The organism is Paenibacillus sp. FSL R5-0517 (genome assembly GCF_037974355.1).
GTDB lineage: Bacteria > Bacillota > Bacilli > Paenibacillales > Paenibacillaceae > Paenibacillus.
Genome location: NZ_CP150235.1, coordinates 633844 through 651625 on the forward strand (window position 1 = coordinate 633844; position 17782 = coordinate 651625).

Below are 17782 nucleotides of genomic sequence, written 5' to 3' on the forward strand. Positions count from 1 at the left end.
AGCATGAATGGTTTATGACATTTATCATTTATGTTGTGAATGTTCAATCACATGAATAAGTCACCTTTACATGCTAAACAACGAATGTATATAGAAGCCGATATATAATTAAAAGACGATCCACACCCTGTTTGAAAGGGGGGATCGTCTTTTCTTTTGCATCATGTCTTCCTAAAGTTACAGATGGCGCATCTGTTTCTCTGCAAAATCGCCAACCCACGGCAGCTTTAGCCATTTCCCCTGCAAGCTGGTGACCACCATGATGAGCCAGACCACCACACCGAGCAGGGATAACAAGGATGCCACCAGTGGTCCAAATAAGGGAAGAAAAGTCGATAATACATGCCCAACCATAATGATGCCAAAGACGGTTACGGATTGCAGCGCATGAAATAGCACGAACCGACTCCGCTTCTCTACCGCGAGAAAAACAATCCCGCCTACAAAGGTAAACAGATAACAGAGCATACCGGCAATATTTTCATCCAGACCGCTAGACGATTTCATGGGGGACATCCGGTCCAGCCTCCTTTAACCTTTTTTTATTAGGCTATGAAGGAGATGGACAGAACTGAACCTGTGAATTTATCCGACTAACAAATCAAACAATATTATCTTCCGCCCTCGATCTGTCTGCGAGGGTTTGTGATCTTGCCCATTTTATCTGTATCGTTTTCCTTGGGAACCAATCTTTCATCGGTACGTCCTTCATGATGATTATCAAAAGCATACTCCGTCAGCTTCCATTCTGACTTGCCGAGAACGGGATCTGCCGGGAAGTGTTGCCCACGATGCAGATGTTCCTCACGTCCAGCTTCGTTGATATATACTCCGTCGACTTCCACCTTTTCATGTGAAAGGGGCAGCATATCCTGTTCTTTGCGTTCCATGAAACGGCGCCTCCTTTTAGATACCATTAATTTAACTGTATAGGTTGTCCGTGATAATATCCCCCGAATAGTTCAGTGTTATGCTGGATATATTAATTCCGTATAGAATGGTGGCATTCATAACACATGATTCGGAATTAAACTTTTTGGGCATGAAAACCGTTATATTTATTAGAGGAAATCGTCAAGTCGTAAGATACTTCCGAATATGATACAATAAGATTATGATTCATTCCGAATCATATCGGGTATTTATAGTGTCAGGTACTTGCTTTCTAGCGAGGTTCCCGACCTAAAGCTTGCTTTAAGCCGCGCACACAACTTCATGGATGGCATTTAAGACTTATTCGGCATTCTCTAAACGGAGCATTCACTTTCAACGTTTTGGGAGGGAATTACAATGGCAACGAAAGGTCACAATGAGGTCAAAGAAAGTTTGAGGGAAATGACTCGGATTTTCCGTCCTAAAGATCCAAAAAAATTCGTGAAGGAGTACGTGAGAAAATACCGGATTACGGGTGGATACGAGGAAGAATTGACTTCTGTGGTTGAGCATGAGCTTGTCAAGATGGATTCTTCCGTGTCCTGAAACAACACACAACTCTGATTATACTGTTCCGATAATGAATAGAACCGTCTTCCGGGCGATAAGCTCCGGCAGACGGTTTTTTTTGCGTTCCTGCTGCATATATATGGGAGTACACCTACAGCGGGAAGGATGAATGCATGTGGACCCTATTTTAAAAACCAAAGAAGAGATTGGCTACATGCGGGAAGCTGGACGAATTTTGCGAAGTTGTCACCAACATATTGAGCAGTGGATGATACCTGGGATCACGACAGCGGAGATCAATGAGCGGGTGGAAGGGTTTCTGGCAGCACATGGGGCCACACCGGAGCAGAAAGGATATAAAGGATATCCGTACGCCACATGTGCCTCTGTCAATGAAGTAGTCTGCCACGGATTTCCGGGAGAAGAAGAACTGGCGAGTGGGGATGTAGTGACCATCGATATGGTGGTGAACAAAGATGGCTGGCTTGCTGACTCGGCCTGGACATATGGCATTGGTGAACCAAGCAGATCCATTCGCAAGCTGATGAGACGCACGGAGAAGGCCCTTGAGCGGGCGATTGCCCAGGCAGTTCCAGGGAATACGCTCGGAGATATTGGAAGTGCCATTGAACGAACAGCCAGATTGTATCGTTACGGAATTGTAAAGCCCCTCATTGGTCATGGAATTGGTCAATATATTCATGAGCCGCCAAATGTGTTGCCGTATGGCAAACGCAGAACGGGCACGATGCTCACCGAGGGCATGGTCATTACCATTGAACCCATATTTACGAAAGGCAGTTCCGGGGCCGTTGTATGGGATGAAGATGGATGGACAGTAAGGACGGTAGATGGCAGCTGGGGAGTGCAGTATGAGCATACAGTTGCGATTACTGGGGATGGCCCCTTGATTCTGACCAATGGTACATGAGAAGAATTAAGGTGAAGGTGAAGATGAGGAAATGAATTGAACCTTTCGGAGGAATGCTCCATGCTGTTTTGAGCTTGAATGTAGCGGTATGGAGCGATAGGTATGTTTTCTGAATGGACATGGAAGAGGTCTTCCATAAAATCGGACCTTTCTTTTGCATAATATCGCATGTTTTTAATGTGAGAAAAATCACCAATAAATCGAGTTTTATCACCGAAATTTGGCAAAAATTTTCAAATGTAGAGTGTAATACTTTTAACTGAAATCGTTTGCAAATCAAGTTGTAGAGCGGTTTTTTACATAAAGTGAACAATTTGTGAACATGTGTCCAAAGATTGACAAAATCATACCCTCAACTTATATTTAATAAGTGATTGAAGCATATAGAATGAATTGGAAGAATGCGCAGACATGCCCTGAGCAGGAAATCACGGGAGTACTGGAAGCGTTATTTTTGTAAGCGTTCTGTATGATGAAGAGGATTATGCGTATCGTGCTGAAACGTACCTTTTGTTGCCTTTCTACTGAACGACAACGGTAATCTACGAAAACGTAAAAAAGTGGGGTAGATCAATGATGAAACAGTGGCAGGTTGCAAAGCGAATTCTCCCCTTGCTGGCGGTGTTCTCTTTGCTGCTATCCGCATGCGGGCGGGAAGACTTGTCGGTAATGAAACCTCAGGGTCCTGTGGCGCAAGGCCAATATGATCTGATGAAGTTATCCATCACGATTATGATCGTGGTGCTCATCATTGTATTTGCTATAGCGGCCTATGTTCTGATCCGGTTTCGAAGACGAGCCGGGCAGACCGACATGCCTGAACAGGTTGAAGGTAATTTCAAGCTGGAAGTAATATGGACAGCCATTCCGTTATTGCTGGTTATTGTGCTGGCAGTACCGACAGTCCAAACGATTTTTGCCCAAGGCGAAGATCTGTCCAATGACAAAAATGCACTTAAGGTCCAAGTCACCTCGCATCAGTACTGGTGGGAATTCACTTATCCTCAATATGACGTAACCACCGCTCAAGATCTCATCATCCCGACCGGAACAAAAATCGCATTTGAACTTAAAACCGCTGACGTGCTTCACTCTTTCTGGGTGCCGTCACTTGCGGGCAAAATGGACACAAACCCGGATGGAACACTTAACAAGTTCAGTTTCTCTGCACCGAATGAAGGCGTTTACCGCGGTAAATGTGCCGAGTTATGTGGCAGATCGCATGCCTTCATGGAGTTCAAGGTAAAAGCAGTGAGTCAGGAATCCTTTGACAGATGGGTGAATCAGATGAAAGCACCTGCAGTCCTTCCTGAAGATACTCAATTAGCCGAGAAATTCAAAACAAACTGCCTTTCTTGCCACGCTGTTGGCGATCAAGGTGGACCCGTAGCACCTAACTTGACGGGAATCGGCGGCAAGGAATCTGTCGCAGGCATTTTGCTGAATTCTCGTGAGGGACAGGAAGAAGGTAGTCCGGTACTGGATAACATGAAAGAATGGCTCCATGATCCACAATCCGTGAAGCCGGGCAATACCATGCCGAATCCCAAGGATCTTGGGTTGACGGATGAAGAAATCGACGGAATTGCCGAATATCTGGCCAACTACAAATTGGACTATGAATAGAACAGCAAGGACGAAGAAGGGGGTACACAACCTTGGCTCATGCGCATAGCGTCAAGAGGTACAGGGGCTTGATGGATTGGATCACCACCGTCGATCACAAAAAAATCGCCATTCTCTATTTGGTTGCGGGTGGATTTTTCTTTGGAATCGGCGGCATTGAAGCCATTTTGATTCGGATTCAACTGATGAAGCCTATGAATGATTTTGTATCGGCACAGGTCTTCAACGAATTGATTACCATGCATGGAACAACGATGATTTTCCTTGGTGTCATGCCACTTATTTTTGCCATTATGAATGCAGTCGTGCCTTTGCAGATCGGGGCACGGGACGTTGCCTTTCCTTTTCTTAACGCACTTGGTTTCTGGACGTTCCTTTTTGGGGGACTGCTGCTGAACCTGAGCTGGGTTATGGGGGGAGCACCGGATGCAGGCTGGACCTCATATACGCCGCTTTCGGGCAGTGAGTATAGTGGAACGCATGGTGTGGATTTCTATACCATCGGTCTTCAGATCGCGGGTCTGGGAACGCTCATCGGGGGGATTAACTTTCTCGCGACGATTATTACAATGCGTGCTCCAGGCATGTCCTACATGCGGATGCCAATGTTTACATGGACGACATTTATTACATCTGCCATTATTCTTTTTGCTTTTCCTGCCATCACGGTAGGGCTTGTACTTTTGACGTTTGATCGTATACTGGGAGCGAATTTCTTCGATGTCGCAGGTGGCGGTAACCCCGTACTCTGGCAGCACATCTTCTGGATTTTCGGACACCCGGAAGTATACATTTTGATTTTGCCGGCATTTGGTATCATCTCGGAGGTTATTCCGACCTTCTCGCGTAAACGGTTGTTCGGTTACAGCTCCATGGTATTTGCCACTATCCTGATTGCCTTCCTGGGCTTCATGGTATGGGCGCATCACATGTTTACAACAGGTCTGGGTAATGTAGCCAACGCGCTATTTTCCATCTCGACAATGTTGATTGCCGTACCTACCGGGATCAAAATCTTTAACTGGCTCTTTACGATGTGGGGTGGACAGATCCGCTTTACAGCGGCAAATCTGTTCGCTGTTGGATTCGTTCCAACCTTCGTTATGGGTGGTGTTACCGGTGTCATGCTGGCATCTGCTCCAGCGGATTTCCAGTTCCATGATACGTACTTTGTTGTAGCCCACTTTCACTATGTTATTGTAGGGGGACTTGTACTCGGTTTGTTCTCGGGACTGCATTACTGGTGGCCGAAGATGTTCGGACGTATTCTCAGTGAAACACTTGGGAAATGGACATTCTGGACATTTATGATCGGTTTCCAATTAACGTTCTTTGTACAGCATTTCCTCGGTCTGATGGGAATGCAGCGCCGGATCGTTACATATTTGCCGAATCAGGATTTTGATCTGCTCAATCTGGTCAGCTCCGTCGGGGCATTTCTGATGGGTGTGGGAGTTATCTTATTCCTCGCGAACATCGTAATCACCATGAGAAAACCGGCTGGTGCGCCAAATGATCCGTGGGAAGACGGTCGTACTTTGGAATGGTCCATTCCTTCACCACCACCGGAATACAATTTCAAGCAGACGCCGCTGGTACGTGGAATTGATGCGTACTGGAAGGAAAAGATGGCAGGACATACGGAGATGACACCAGCAGAACCTGTGGGTTCGATTCATATGCCGTCAGCAACGCCGCTGCCGTTTGTAATGTCTGTGGGGATCTTTATTGCCGGACTTGGTCTGATGTTCAGCAAGGATGAATTCGGTAATGCATTTATGAATGTATTGTTTAACAATTATATTGTAGTTGTTATTGGTCTTCTGATTACATTTGGATCAATGGCACTGCGTTCACTTTATGATGATCATGGCTGGCATATTGAACCGGAGGATCAGGATGAGAAGGGGGCTAGAACATGACAACCTCACATGCCGAACCGGTGAACGACAAATTGCCGCATGAACCGGAGAAAGCAACGCTGGAGGGACGTAACAAGCTGATCGCCTTCTGGTTGTTCCTTGGCGGAGAGACTGTACTGTTCGGTACGCTCTTTGCTACCTTCCTGGCTCTTCGTGGCCAAACCAATGATGGACCTACGGCGAATGAACTGTTTCACCTGCCACTCGTGGCCGCTGCAACGTTCATTCTCTTGGTCAGTAGTTTGACGAGTGTATTTGCAATTCAGGCCATGCATAAGGGCAAGCGAGATGCACTGGCATTGTGGCTTGGCATCACGGTGGTACTGGGTATGGGATTCCTCGCGCTGGAGATATACGAGTTCTATGAGTATGTGAAACATAAAGAGTTTGGCATGACTACCAGTGCTTTCAGTTCAGCATTCTATACACTGGTCGGGTTCCACGGAGCGCACGTTGCTTTCGGTATTGTGTGGATCGGAATCATTATTGGGCAGCTGTTCAAAAAAGGATTGACGGTCGTAACTGCACCTAAAGTATACGTCTCCGCAATGTACTGGCACTTTATTGACGTGGTCTGGGTGTTCATCTTTACGGTCGTGTACCTGCTCGGAAAGGTGGGGTAACACATGTCAGCACAGGATAAGACAGATCAACAGCCTGTGAAGCACCGTCACCGGACGGAAGGGCCACAGAAACACGTCGTGGTGTTTGTTTTCTCCATTATTCTCACGCTGATTGCGTTTGCGGCTGCTTCTGCCGGAGGGGTCAACACAACCTTTACGATTATTATTTTGCTCGTGATGGCTATTCTTCAGGTATTCGTTCAGTTGGGTTACTGGATGCACATGAAGGATAAAGGGCATTTGATGCCAATCCTGTTCATGGCCTTTGGCTTCTTCGTAGCCTTTACGTGCATCATTATGGCACTTTATTGGGTCTGGTGGTAAAAGAGATGGCGGCGGCGCAATGCCGCCGTCTTTTCCCCTTTTTGGCGAATGAATCTTCACAAAGAAATAAAGGCAACAACCAAATCAGGTCACGGGGAGGTTTCCCGTATGCTCGGGTTGCAATATTTTAGCTTCAACGACTTATGGAGTCCACTTATATTGGCTTTATTTCTGATCATTGCTGCGGCGTATTTAGTGCTCGTGGGACCGTTAAGCGAGCAAATAAAAGATGCAGAGCCTGCGACTGCCGGTCAGAAAATCATGTTTATTACAGGGCTGTTTGTCCTCTATCTGGCTCAAGCTGGACCATTTAATCTGCTTGGTCACGTGATGTTTAGTTTTCACATGGTAAGCATGGCGTTCTCTTATCTGGTAGCGCCGCCGCTGATGATGAAAGGTTTGCCGTTCTGGGTATGGCGCAGAATCGTACGTTGGTTGCCAACACGCCAGCTATCGTTCCTGGCTCATCCGATCGTTGCGGCAGTGATCTTTAACGGGCTGTTTTCGCTGTATCACTTACCGATTGTACATGATTACGTTATGCTGAATTTTACCGTTCACCGGTTGTATTATATTGCACTGTTTATCACCTCTATGCTCATGTGGTGGACATTGCTGAATCCGTTACCAGAGGGCAGACAAGCTTCGGGTTTATCCAAGATCGGTTTTATTTTTCTGAATATGGTGCTGCTCACACCTGCGTGTGGATTGATTATCTTTGCGTCCGAGCCGTTGTATCAGACGTACAGCAACCCGGCAGTATGGGCTGAAGCCATGCGGTATTGTGTGTCTGGGGATTCTACGGCTTTACTTCGCTCATTCGGTGGACCGGCCTTCTTCAACTTCCTGTCCTCCGCGAAGGAAGATCAGCAGGTCGGTGGCATTGTAATGAAGTTTATTCAGGAAGGGATCTTCGCCTCCATGCTGGCCTATGTCTTTTTCCAATGGTATCGGAAAGAGAAGCAGGAAGAAGATGATGATGATTCGTATCCTGCTGGAGGCGCTGGGGGGCCACTCAATCCGGCTGCCAAATAATTAAGTCAATGTTCTGACAAGAGGGGGAACACACGATGGATATGTATTTTTGGCTACCTACGATCAGTACTTCTTTCATTGTGATAAGTGCAGTACTGGTGGGGATTGGATGGGTACTGATTATTCGGGGCAAACGCAAGGCTCATCAGTCCGCCATGGTAGCAGGTGCGATTGCAGCTCTAATCTTCTTTGTGATCTATATGTCTCGCACAATATTCGTAGGTAATACGGCTTGGGGTGGAGACCCGGATCTGGAGATCTTTTATCGGATATTTCTAATCTTTCATATTATCCTGGCTACCGTGGCAGCGATATTCGGCATTTCAACACTGGTGTTGGGGTTCAAAAAGAAGTTTGGAACACATCGCCGCTGGGGCAGGTTCACGTCCATGATCTGGTTCGGGTCAGCATTAACAGGTGTTGTTGTGTATGTTCTTCTATATCTCTTATATCCTGGTGGTCATACGCGTCCGGTGTGGGAAGCTATTCTCGGCGTGTAAAAGTGGGGGCACAACCTCGGGCTAATCGTGCGTGCGTCACTATGATCTTCTGAAAATATGAAAATGGACGAATCTAGCAGAAGATTCGTCCACGCTACCTCTCTCATTCATTCATAGAATGAGTTCGAGAGGGGGAAACAAAATGAAAAAAACAGTCAATGTCAGTCAAACGTATCCACGCCTTACCGTGTATTCAGAAGAGAACTACAGAGGAAGAAGCCGCATCTATCGTGGCAACACGGGTCTTCGTAACCTGGACAATATTTTGGATGGGGTAGAGAGCCTGCGTTTTTTCTCAACAAGTTCCAATGCAACACTCGTTGTGTTCACGCGGCCTAACTTTCAGGGGGGATTCCGTGTCTTCCGCGGCAACACCAACTTGAGAGATTTGGATGATCTGATCCGTGGCAATGACGTGGAATCCCTGATCTCCACGAATGAGCGGCTGACTCTGGCCGAGATTCGTGCGATCCGCGCCAACCGCAGTCTGCCTAGTGGTTATAACCTCGTTTAATCGCAAGGCCTCTTCTTCTAACAGGTGCTAGAGAACGGCAAAGGGCTGTACCCGAATTGTGTTTACACAATAACGGGTACAGCCCTTCTTTTGTGATCGGGAATGATGTTTGTTTAATCCCCGCCACCCCCACTGTCGCCACCGCCACTATCTCCTCCAGAATCGCTGCTACCACTATCGCTGCTGTGATGAGAATGTATGCCTGATGAAAAATCTGAATCATGATGTTTGTGATCCGGTGTGTGTCTGACATGTCGATCGTAGGATTCATCTCCTGTAATGACCGGATATCCCGAAGCAGAGTCGGCATAACCGTTGTTACGGTGTCTGCGGTGTCTGCCTTTTTTGGCAGAATGACGATGAGGTTCATCCCGGAGGATCAACCAGATAACGACGATAAGGAAAAGGAGCACAAACCCGATCTCGACCAGCCAATCCATAGTTGTAATCTTCCTTTCTTTAATCCGTGACTATAATTTATTTTAACGTAAATTCAAACTGTGTCCTATCCCATCTTCCTGATTCAAGAAAATTAGGGGTTGACGGGATCAGAATCTGGTCTGTATACTGTGTATATTGATATATACAGTAAACACAGTGATTACAGTGCGCAAGATGAGTGAATGACAACTGAAAGGCAGGCATGCATATGAACGAATGGAAGCAGGCGTGGTGGTTGACCCGCAACCAGACGAGTAAGGATAGGCTCCAATGGCTATGGTCTGCAATATTCATGATATACACTGGCGGCATGAGCGGTGTGATGTTATTGGGACAACAACAGACAGATTTTATTAATCCTGTAGTGGATTCCTTCTTTTTGATCATGTTGCCATTTCAAGGTTTCATGTTCTGCAGGCGTTCCTTCCGTTACATACAGGAGGATTCCTATACCCAGATGTTGGCCTACTATCGAAGAATTCCGATCCCTGAACAAGCGGTGATGTGGTCCAGGTTACAGCAAGCTCTAATGGCGTTTGCGTACAATGGTATTTTTTTCTACGGATCGTTATACGTGGTTAGCCTTCATGCCGAAGGATTCCGATGGGATCAATATCTGGCCTTTAGCCTGACTTGTACAGGTTATGGACTTTTGGTAACAGGATTATATATTTACGGAGAGTTTCTGAACAGTGGCAAGAAATACTTGGTTCTCAGTACGCTTTTTGTACCCATTGCGATTGGCATATCCTTATTGATTCGAATGTCAGGCAGTTACGGCTTTCGAATGGTGATGGATGCAAGTAAATCATGGGGACTGCTTTCCCCGATCATGTGGATTGCTCTGGTGGTTGGTATAGCAGGATTATGGCTGTTTAGTCGCTTGACGCTGAAGAAGCTGGTTCTTCGGGATTTAAATTAAAATGACTTATGTACGAATACAGGATGAGACCGGCACGGTCAGGCAACAGACTGGAGTGTACCGGAGGGCGAGGTGCAAGATGTGAAAATACCCATTCAAATTAATGAAAATAGCGCTGAACCTTTATACCACCAAATTGAAAATCAATTAAGATCTCTAATTATAACGGGTCAGTTGGAGGAGGGGACACATTTGCCGTCCATTCGTGAGTTCGCCGGAGCGCTGAATTGCAGTGTGATTACGGTTAGACGGGTCTATCAGGATCTGGAGAATGAAGGTCTGCTTCGTACGAAGCAGGGGACGGGTACATTTGTGGCCCAGGTAGAAGCCGGCGATAGAGAAAATTATAGATTGAAGGCCGCACAGGAAGCGTTGCAGGCAGCGGTGCAGTCTGGAAAATCGGTAGGCTGTACGGAAGAAGAGATGGAGAGCCTGTTCCGGGAAGTCCTAAAGGCTATTTACGCGAAGTAAGGGAGTGATTCATACATGGAACCTATAGCAGTTCAGTTGAACGGTGTATCCAAAATGCGAAAACGCAGAGTAATTGGCCCGATCGATCTGACCATCCCGGAAGGGTATGTAGTTGCTATTCTCGGTCATAACGGTTCGGGCAAAAGCACACTTCTTAACATGCTGCAACAAGTGGTGCTGCCAGATGCCGGGCATATAATATGGTTTGGGAAGGAACATGAGGGACCACTTCCCCTTGAACTGAGACAACAGATCGGTTTTGTGGCTGACAATGCCGGGCTTGAAGAGAATCGGATAACAGCACAGGAAGCAGCTGAATTTCGGGCCTACTGGTACCCGCGATGGGATATGAAGTTGTTCGATCAACTGATTCGCGATATGGAAGTACCCGTTGATGTGAAGCTGAACAAGATGTCCAAGGGAGAGCGGCGGAAATTCGAGATTGCTGCTGCAATTGCAGCTCGTCCCAGATTATTGCTTTTGGATGAGCCTTCATCAGGACTGGACCCCTTTGCCTGGAAAGTGATGGTTGAGCAGTTCCGTACCTTCATGGCTGAGGGGGACACCACGATTCTGATTGCCACACATATAGCAGACGAAGTCAAAAGACTTGCGGATTACATCGTATTGATGCACCGTGGTCAGTCGCTGGGAATGGCCGAGAAAGATATGGTGCTCGATCAGTGGAAAGAAGTCTGGTATGAAGGAGACTTAAGGCCAGAGAGTATCCCGGGTGTTGTGGAATCTTCTTTGGAAGAAAGAGGTCTGGTTCGTGTCATTACAACCCGGGTCAGCGAAGCGCAGGAGAGGCTGGAGCTATCGAATAACCGAGTATTGAAAATCCGCAACTTGGAATTGGATGAAGTGTTGGCGTTCTGGATTGCCGGGTATGCACCTGTACAGTGGAAATAACCGAAGGGAGACGATAAATGATGAACCGATTGGAATTGAAGCAAGTCGTCAAGCAATATGCAGACAAAACAGCCGTTAATGGAGTTACGCTCAATGTAAAAGAAGGGGAGATTTACGGACTGCTCGGAGCCAATGGTGCAGGCAAAACAACAACGATGCGCATGGTGCTTGGACTGATCCACCCGGACGGGGGGAATATCCTGTACAACGGCAAGCCTTACAACACAGAGTTGCAGCAGATTATGGGTTATCTTCCGGAAGAGCGCGGATTGTACCCGAAGGTGAAAGTCAGCGAACAGATTAATTATCTGGCACGGCTTCGTGGCATGAATGGTAAGGATGCAGATCAAAGTCTCAAATACTGGTTGGATCGGTTCGAAGTTCCGGAATATTATGATAAGAAGATTGAGGAGTTATCCAAAGGTAATCAGCAGAAGATGGGCTTTATTGCTGCTGTAGTTCATAGACCGCAGATTCTTATTCTGGATGAAGCGTTCAGCGGACTGGATCCTGTGAATGTGGAATTACTCAAATCCACCGTCAAGGAATTGCGTGATGAAGGTACAGCTATTCTGTTCTCGACACACCGCATGGAACACGTTGAAGAGTTGTGTCGCCAGATCACCATTCTGCATCGTTCCAACACAGTGGTACAAGGCGAGATCAAGGAGATTAAGAGCCGTTATCCACGTGAGCAGGTATTCCTGGGTACAGTTGGAAGTGTGGAGGGGCTTGAACAGTTGCCTGGTGTGAAGAAAGTCGAGCGGAATGAGCGCGGGTACCTGATACATATTAGTCAGGTGGAAGCGGCTCAAGAGATTTTGAGAACAGCCATGACTCAGACGACAGTGGAACACTTTGAACTGAAGGAACCAACGCTTAACCAAATCTTTATTCGTGAGGTAGGTGAGTCGAATGAATAAAATGGGAACGATTACGGGTTTTACATTTAAAAACAAAGTTAAAACGAAATCATTCATGGTGACGACCATTGTACTTGCACTTTTAATCTCAATCGGACTCAATGTTCCATATTTCATTACCTTATTCAATGGAGGTTCCATTGGCGGAGCTTCAAGTAGCAATCCTGTAAATATTGGTCTTCTAAGCACAGGGCAGCCTGAAGTTTCCGAGAAACTGGAGAGTTTTTCGGCGGCACAAGGAGATCAGGCCTATCGATTCATTGCCAGTGGAGACAAGGATGAAGCGGCTCTTGCAGCGGATGCGGAAGCGGGGCTTACCGATGGCTATCTGAAGTTTGAACCGGTTGCTGGACAGGAGTTCCCACAGCCCATTCTATATTCAGCAGAAGATGTATCACCTCAGATCATTGCATCCATTGAAGCTGCATTGCAGAGTGTGAAGCTGGATGTGGTTGTGAAGGATGTACTCACAGCGGAGCAGAAGGAACTGATTACAACACCTGTGAAGCTCACTGAGCAAAGCTTGAGTACGGATGGAAGTGGGGCCAGTGCTGAGTCGGAAGGTGCGATGAGCCCAATTAACTATATTGTGGTGTACTTGCTGATCATCCTGCTGTTCACCTCGACCATGATGACAGGCAACATGATTGCCTCCGAGATCACAGCGGAGAAGAGCTCGCGTATTATGGAGATTCTGATTACGAGTGTATCACCGCTCAGTCAGATGTTTGGTAAAATCATCGGGATCTTCATGGTGGGTATGCTGCAAATCGGGATCTTCGGAGCGGTGGTTGCCGGAAATATCCTGCTGCCGCATAACCGTGCAGTGTTAGGGGATTTCAATATGAATCTGAGTGATGTGAATATTGCGGTTATTGTGTACGGACTCATATTCTACATTCTGGGTTACTTCCTGTATGCCGTGTTGTTCGCTGCCATTGGCTCAATGGTAAGCCGTACGGAGGAACTGGGTCAGGCTGTCTTGCCGATTACGATGCTGTCCCTTGTATCCTTCTATATTGCGATCTTCAGTATTTCTACGCCGAACATTCTGTTGTTGAAAATCGCAAGCTTCATTCCATTCACGTCGCCGACCGCGATTCTGGTACGGATCGGTGCGGGAGTTGCACCGACTTGGGAGATTTTAACTTCATTAGCGATTCTCATTGTGTCCATTATCATCTTCGGATGGCTTGCAGCCAAAATCTATCGCACAGGTGTGCTGATGTACGGTAAACGTCCGACCTTTAAGGAATTGTTTAAAGCCATGAAGGCATACAAGATCTAAGTAGAGTTCAGGAGAGGGCGGCGGCGGCTGATGATCATGCAGCAGTTAAAAGGGTTCTTTATACAGTTCTTGAGGGACCCGCTGTGGTTTAAAGCACTAATTCTCTCTACACTGCTACTTTCAATTGTGTTTAGTAGTTCGGCCTTTTCAGAGCAGGGCTACTACCAAAGCATCTCTAAACTAGCTATAGCTATTTTCTTCGTCTCATATGGAGTGAAGCTGCGGGCGAATCGGAAGGTTTCTATAGCATTCTTTTTCCTGGCTCTAATCAGTATCTATTTATCATGGAATAGCTTGGACTTTGCGAATATCTAGCATCGAACCTATGTGACGGATTCGTTTCTGTTATTTCTTATCTATTGAGAGTAATGAAGGGAAAGAGTGCTGCTCCGTTTGTGGAGTGGCACCAATTCCACCTTTATCCGTAGTATCTAAGTATGTCCATTCTATCAAAATGATTGGAAATTATATTCATAAAGGAGAATACATAATATGAAGAATTGGAAACGCATGCTCTTATCTCTTACCATCTCGGTAGGCTTGCTCACATCTGCAGTACCGGCTATGGCTGCTCCACAAGAAACTTCTGTCAAGGTCAATGACCAGGCAGTGAAATATGCCACAGGAGCACCAATCCTAGATAAAGGTACAACCTTGGTTCCATTGCGGACTACACTGGATGCGATGGACGTGAAGCTAACAACTGCGACAGATGATACGATTACGGCTGTGATTGATGGCAAAACGATTACACTGAAAAGCAAACTTACACGTATCAACGGTGTGACGTATGCTCCAATCCGCATCGTTGGAGATGCAGCGGGTTATGAAGTGCGCTGGGATGCTGCAACACGCACCGTGCTGCTGGTATCCAAGGGTGGAGCAACGGAAACTGCTCAAACGGGTGGACGTGGCTTCATGTGGGAAGTGGAAAGCAATGGCAACACGGTCTATCTGGTAGGGTCTATGCATATTGCGGATGAGAGCTTCTATCCATTGCGTCCGGAGTTTGAGGAAGCATTTGCGGAAGCTGACTATCTTGGGGTAGAGATTGATATTAGCAAAGCGGCTGAAGAAGAGCAGCAAAAGCTGGTTCTAAGCCTGGGTTCATATCAGGATGGAACAACACTGAAAGATCACATTTCCAGTGAAACCTATACGAAGCTGGGCGATGTACTGAAGAAAAATGGTTTAGAGCCTAACGCTTTGGATGCATTTAAGCCATGGGTAGTAGAGAGCACACTCGCAAGTTTGAAGTCCGCAACGGCTGGATACGAAGCGTCAGCAGGAGTGGATCTGTATTTCATCCAGAAAGCAATCGAGCGCAAACTCCCAGTTATTGAGTTGGAAAGTTATCAATCTCAACTTGGCATGTTTAACGACTTTTCCAAAGAAACACAAGAGGAAACTTTGAAAGCGACAATCGAGAACTTCGACGTGTTGGATAACAGTGTGAATCAGATGGCTGAGATGTGGAAAACGGGTAATGACGAGCAATTACTAGAACTGACTAACAGCTTCTCCACGAACGAGGAGTACAACAAAGCAATGCTGGTTGATCGTAACATTGGTATGGCGGACAAAATCGATGGTTACTTGAAAAACGGCAAAGGCGAGGAGTATTTCATTGTTGTTGGCGCGGCACACTACCTGGGCGAACACGGTATCGTGAAATTGCTTGAGGATAAAGGATATAAAGTAGAACGTAAATAAATATAGATTATTATAGAAGGTAACCCTTTCGTCTCGAATAAGAGAGTTGAGAGGGTTACCTTCTTATATATAGAAGAAAGACAGATTAGATAGTGAAGATCAAGTGTGCATGATAACACAAATGAACATAGGATATCATTGTAAATTCAAGGGCCTTTAATAGGGTTAGATTGTAAAATTAATATTTTTAGAAATTAACTCTTTACAAGTACGTATGCTGCATGGTATATTCTATTTCCGGCCAAAAAAACACGAGAAACACGGTGCGGCAAGCGAATCAAATAAGCTTCGAAAGAAACTTAAAAAAAGAGCTTGCAAAGTTGGTTCGGACATGATATTATATAAGAGTTGCTGAAGAGAACGACATTCGGTAACGAACAAGTTTGATCTTTGAAAACTGAACAACGAGTGAGTAAACATTCTGCTTGCAGAATGAACGCAAAAGTTTGAGACAAGCCTTGGCTTGGATCGACTGGAGCACAATTGAGATTTTTAATCTCGTCAGATTCAAAATGAGCTTATCGCTCTTTTCAATACTTTATTGGAGAGTTTGATCCTGGCTCAGGACGAACGCTGGCGGCATGCCTAATACATGCAAGTCGAGCGGAGTTGATAAGAAGCTTGCTTCTTTGAGACTTAGCGGCGGACGGGTGAGTAACACGTAGGCAACCTGCCCTCAAGTTTGGGACAACTACCGGAAACGGTAGCTAATACCGAATAGTTGTTTCCTTCGCCTGAAGGAAACTGGAAAGACGGAGCAATCTGTCACTTGGGGATGGGCCTGCGGCGCATTAGCTAGTTGGTGGGGTAACGGCTCACCAAGGCGACGATGCGTAGCCGACCTGAGAGGGTGATCGGCCACACTGGGACTGAGACACGGCCCAGACTCCTACGGGAGGCAGCAGTAGGGAATCTTCCGCAATGGGCGAAAGCCTGACGGAGCAATGCCGCGTGAGTGATGAAGGTTTTCGGATCGTAAAGCTCTGTTGCCAGGGAAGAACGCTTGGGAGAGTAACTGCTCTCAAGGTGACGGTACCTGAGAAGAAAGCCCCGGCTAACTACGTGCCAGCAGCCGCGGTAATACGTAGGGGGCAAGCGTTGTCCGGAATTATTGGGCGTAAAGCGCGCGCAGGCGGTCATTTAAGTCTGGTGTTTAATCCCGGGGCTCAACCCCGGATCGCACTGGAAACTGGGTGACTTGAGTGCAGAAGAGGAGAGTGGAATTCCACGTGTAGCGGTGAAATGCGTAGATATGTGGAGGAACACCAGTGGCGAAGGCGACTCTCTGGGCTGTAACTGACGCTGAGGCGCGAAAGCGTGGGGAGCAAACAGGATTAGATACCCTGGTAGTCCACGCCGTAAACGATGAGTGCTAGGTGTTAGGGGTTTCGATACCCTTGGTGCCGAAGTTAACACATTAAGCACTCCGCCTGGGGAGTACGGTCGCAAGACTGAAACTCAAAGGAATTGACGGGGACCCGCACAAGCAGTGGAGTATGTGGTTTAATTCGAAGCAACGCGAAGAACCTTACCAGGTCTTGACATCCCTCTGATCGATGCAGAGATGTATCTTTCCTTCGGGACAGAGGAGACAGGTGGTGCATGGTTGTCGTCAGCTCGTGTCGTGAGATGTTGGGTTAAGTCCCGCAACGAGCGCAACCCTTGATCTTAGTTGCCAGCACTTCGGGTGGGCACTCTAAGGTGACTGCCGGTGACAAACCGGAGGAAGGTGGGGATGACGTCAAATCATCATGCCCCTTATGACCTGGGCTACACACGTACTACAATGGCCGGTACAACGGGCTGTGAAGCCGCGAGGTGGAACGAATCCTAAAAAGCCGGTCTCAGTTCGGATTGCAGGCTGCAACTCGCCTGCATGAAGTCGGAATTGCTAGTAATCGCGGATCAGCATGCCGCGGTGAATACGTTCCCGGGTCTTGTACACACCGCCCGTCACACCACGAGAGTTTATAACACCCGAAGTCGGTGGGGTAACCGCAAGGAGCCAGCCGCCGAAGGTGGGATAGATGATTGGGGTGAAGTCGTAACAAGGTAGCCGTATCGGAAGGTGCGGCTGGATCACCTCCTTTCTATGGAGAATCGTTTCCCGAGTGGAAACATTCAAATACGCAGCTTAGCTGCAAACTACTCACTCGTTGCTCAGTTTTGAGAGCTCAAACTCTCAAACAGCTTG

Annotated in this window: 18 protein-coding genes and 1 rRNA gene; 16 read left to right on the top strand and 3 right to left on the bottom strand. The window is 46.9% G+C overall.

Annotated features, from left to right (window positions below):
• Positions 1-177: 177 nt before the first annotated feature.
• On the bottom strand, positions 178-516 hold the full coding sequence (locus tag MKX40_RS02965) for a hypothetical protein (RefSeq protein WP_076332729.1): 339 nt from the start codon (positions 514-516) through the stop codon (positions 178-180).
• Between the two features lie 95 nt (positions 517-611).
• Entirely contained in the window at positions 612-890 is a 279-nt protein-coding gene (locus MKX40_RS02970) for a transposase (RefSeq protein ID WP_091018633.1), read from the bottom strand.
• A 400-nt stretch (positions 891-1290) separates the two neighbouring features.
• Between MKX40_RS02970 and MKX40_RS02975 the strand changes: the two genes are divergently transcribed.
• The 9 genes from MKX40_RS02975 (at position 1291) to MKX40_RS03015 (ending at position 8918) form a co-directional block, all read left to right on the top strand.
• The gene (locus MKX40_RS02975) at positions 1291-1479 is read left to right on the top strand and encodes a hypothetical protein (RefSeq protein ID WP_017690840.1); all 189 of its coding nucleotides are present in this window, start codon (positions 1291-1293) and stop codon (positions 1477-1479) included.
• 133 nt (positions 1480-1612) lie between these two features.
• Positions 1613-2374, top strand: coding sequence for a type I methionyl aminopeptidase (gene map, locus MKX40_RS02980; protein ID WP_339239360.1), 762 nt, complete (start codon positions 1613-1615; stop codon positions 2372-2374).
• 573 nt (positions 2375-2947) lie between these two features.
• Positions 2948-4000, top strand: coding sequence for a cytochrome c oxidase subunit II (coxB, locus tag MKX40_RS02985; RefSeq protein WP_253429715.1), 1053 nt, complete (start codon positions 2948-2950; stop codon positions 3998-4000).
• Positions 4001-4032: 32 nt separating this feature from the next.
• A complete protein-coding gene (ctaD, locus tag MKX40_RS02990; protein ID WP_339239361.1) occupies positions 4033-5922 on the top strand; it encodes a cytochrome c oxidase subunit I in 1890 nt (629 codons plus the stop codon).
• A complete protein-coding gene (locus tag MKX40_RS02995; RefSeq protein ID WP_047840264.1) occupies positions 5919-6545 on the top strand; it encodes a cytochrome c oxidase subunit 3 in 627 nt (208 codons plus the stop codon). The genes ctaD and MKX40_RS02995 overlap by 4 nt, the downstream gene beginning before the upstream one ends.
• Before the next feature lie 3 nt (positions 6546-6548).
• Positions 6549-6869: a cytochrome C oxidase subunit IV family protein gene (locus tag MKX40_RS03000; RefSeq protein WP_278297054.1), complete on the top strand. Its 321-nt coding sequence runs from the start codon at positions 6549-6551 to the stop codon at positions 6867-6869.
• A gap of 108 nt (positions 6870-6977) precedes the next feature.
• Positions 6978-7904, top strand: coding sequence for a cytochrome c oxidase assembly factor CtaG (gene ctaG / locus MKX40_RS03005; RefSeq protein ID WP_339239363.1), 927 nt, complete (start codon positions 6978-6980; stop codon positions 7902-7904).
• Positions 7905-7939: 35 nt separating this feature from the next.
• On the top strand, positions 7940-8404 hold the full coding sequence (locus MKX40_RS03010) for a DUF420 domain-containing protein (RefSeq protein WP_339239364.1): 465 nt from the start codon (positions 7940-7942) through the stop codon (positions 8402-8404).
• Positions 8405-8546: 142 nt separating this feature from the next.
• Positions 8547-8918 (top strand): hypothetical protein, encoded by a 372-nt coding sequence (locus MKX40_RS03015; protein WP_105601396.1) that lies wholly within the window; start codon positions 8547-8549, stop codon positions 8916-8918.
• A gap of 113 nt (positions 8919-9031) precedes the next feature.
• On the opposite strand, the gene MKX40_RS03020 is transcribed toward MKX40_RS03015, so the two are convergent.
• On the bottom strand, positions 9032-9358 hold the full coding sequence (locus MKX40_RS03020) for a hypothetical protein (RefSeq protein WP_339239365.1): 327 nt from the start codon (positions 9356-9358) through the stop codon (positions 9032-9034).
• A 209-nt stretch (positions 9359-9567) separates the two neighbouring features.
• On the opposite strand from MKX40_RS03020, the gene MKX40_RS03025 reads away from it, so the two are divergent.
• The 7 genes from MKX40_RS03025 to MKX40_RS03055 all read left to right on the top strand — a co-directional run bounded on the left by MKX40_RS03025 (position 9568) and on the right by MKX40_RS03055 (position 17678).
• Positions 9568-10281: a hypothetical protein gene (locus tag MKX40_RS03025; protein WP_339239366.1), complete on the top strand. Its 714-nt coding sequence runs from the start codon at positions 9568-9570 to the stop codon at positions 10279-10281.
• Between the two features lie 81 nt (positions 10282-10362).
• The gene (locus MKX40_RS03030) at positions 10363-10752 is read left to right on the top strand and encodes a GntR family transcriptional regulator (protein WP_339242895.1); all 390 of its coding nucleotides are present in this window, start codon (positions 10363-10365) and stop codon (positions 10750-10752) included.
• A 15-nt stretch (positions 10753-10767) separates the two neighbouring features.
• The gene (locus MKX40_RS03035; RefSeq protein ID WP_339239367.1) at positions 10768-11664 is read left to right on the top strand and encodes an ABC transporter ATP-binding protein; all 897 of its coding nucleotides are present in this window, start codon (positions 10768-10770) and stop codon (positions 11662-11664) included.
• 20 nt (positions 11665-11684) lie between these two features.
• Entirely contained in the window at positions 11685-12587 is a 903-nt protein-coding gene (locus tag MKX40_RS03040) for an ATP-binding cassette domain-containing protein (protein WP_339242897.1), read from the top strand.
• The gene (locus tag MKX40_RS03045) at positions 12580-13875 is read left to right on the top strand and encodes an ABC transporter permease (RefSeq protein WP_339239368.1); all 1296 of its coding nucleotides are present in this window, start codon (positions 12580-12582) and stop codon (positions 13873-13875) included. The genes MKX40_RS03040 and MKX40_RS03045 overlap by 8 nt, the downstream gene beginning before the upstream one ends.
• Positions 13876-14367: 492 nt before the next feature.
• The gene (locus MKX40_RS03050) at positions 14368-15588 is read left to right on the top strand and encodes a TraB/GumN family protein (RefSeq protein ID WP_339239369.1); all 1221 of its coding nucleotides are present in this window, start codon (positions 14368-14370) and stop codon (positions 15586-15588) included.
• Positions 15589-16126: 538 nt separating this feature from the next.
• Positions 16127-17678 (top strand): 16S ribosomal RNA (locus tag MKX40_RS03055).
• The last annotated feature ends 104 nt before the right edge of the window (positions 17679-17782 follow it).